The 1,518-nt window shown below is 64.1% G+C and carries 1 protein-coding gene; it reads right to left on the bottom strand.

Going from position 1 to position 1,518, the window contains the following annotated elements; translation table 11 throughout:
* A partial coding sequence (locus AC09SL_RS29405; RefSeq protein WP_479571995.1) for a condensation domain-containing protein occupies positions 1-1,518 on the bottom strand: 1,518 nt, incomplete at both ends.

Below are 1,518 nucleotides of genomic sequence, written 5' to 3' on the forward strand. Positions count from 1 at the left end.
GATCGCCAGTTGGCTGACCAACAGCTCGAGCGAACGCTCCAGGGCAATCGCCACCCGATCGCCCGGTTGCACACCCAGGCCGACCAGATGACGGGCCAGGCCATTGGCCCGGTGGTTCAACTCGGTGTACGTCAGGCTTTGGGCATTGTGTGCGGCCGCAATGGCTTGCGGACGCTGCGTGACCTGCGCCTCGAACAGGCCATGGACGGTCCTGTCCTGGGGATAGCGGCGAGTGGTGGCGTTGAAGTCAATCAATACCTGTTGACGCTCGGCCTGCGGCACTACCACCAGGGCCTGCAAGCGCGATGCCGGGGTGGATTCCAATGCCGTGGCCAGGCTTTGCAGCGCGGTTGCCATGTAGGCACAGACTCGCTGCGCACCGACACCGCTCGTGGCCAGGACGGTCAGGGCGAAATCTTCACCCAAGTCGTCGATACACAGCGTCAAGGGGTAGTGGGTACGTGCTTCGCCCCCCAGTGTCTCGATGCCCTGCCAGGCCGACAATGCCGCCTCGGTATCGGTCTGTTCGCTGGAGTTGCGGTAGTTCAACAACGCGCTGAACAGCGGCAGCGGCGCAGCCACGCTGCTGCAACGCTGGGCCAGTGCCAACGAGGCGTGCTCATGCCCCAACAGTGCGGTCAATTGCCCGTGGACCGCCTTGATGCCGGTCTTGACGGCCTGGTCGCCCACGCTCACACGAAGGGGCAAGGTGTTGATGAACATGCCCAAGGCACGGTCAGCCCCCTGGCCGCCCTGCATCCGGCCCATCAGCACCGTACCAAACACCACGTTCTGCTTGCCGGACGCCTGTCCCAGCACGCGTGCCCAGGCCAAGTGATGCAAGCTAGCGACGCCCACGCCTGACTGGCGTGCCAGGCGCCGCAGCCGACGACTCAGATCGCTGTCGAGCAGCAGGCTCGCATCCTCGATGTCATCGCTGTCACCCTGCACCGGCTGCAAACCGAACGGCAGCGTGGGTTCGTCTACGTCGCCGAGCATGTCGCGGAAGAAGGCTTCCTGCCCTTGATGATCCACACCCAAGCGAGCCTGGGCCACGTAGTTGCGGTACGGTACCGGGACGTCCAGTTGACCGACCTGCCCCAGCAGGTATGCCTGCATCTCGGCCTGTACCACTTTCAGCGCCGCATGATCGAGGGCGATGTGATGGAACAACAAAATCGCCACCCAGCGCTGGTTGGGTGTGTCTTGGGCAAAGGCCAGGCGCATCAGCGGTGCCTGGGACATATCAAGGGCGTAGTCCCGGACGTCGAATCGGTGCTGCAGCTGCTGGGTGATCGCTCCGGCCTGTGGGTCCAGCACCAGCTCTTCAAGGCCCAGCCGCGCTTCGCGCCAGACCACTTGTCGAGGCGCGTCGAGACCTTCCCAGAGGATGGCGGTGCGCAAGATGTCGTGACGATCGATGACGCTTTGCAGGGCCTGGGTGAACGCGTCGAGGCGCTCACGGTTGTCAAAGGCAAACTGCGCGTGCAAGACATAGGGATCGCCCTGCCCAGCCGA

The sequence above is a fragment of the Pseudomonas sp. PF05 genome (assembly GCF_056521845.1).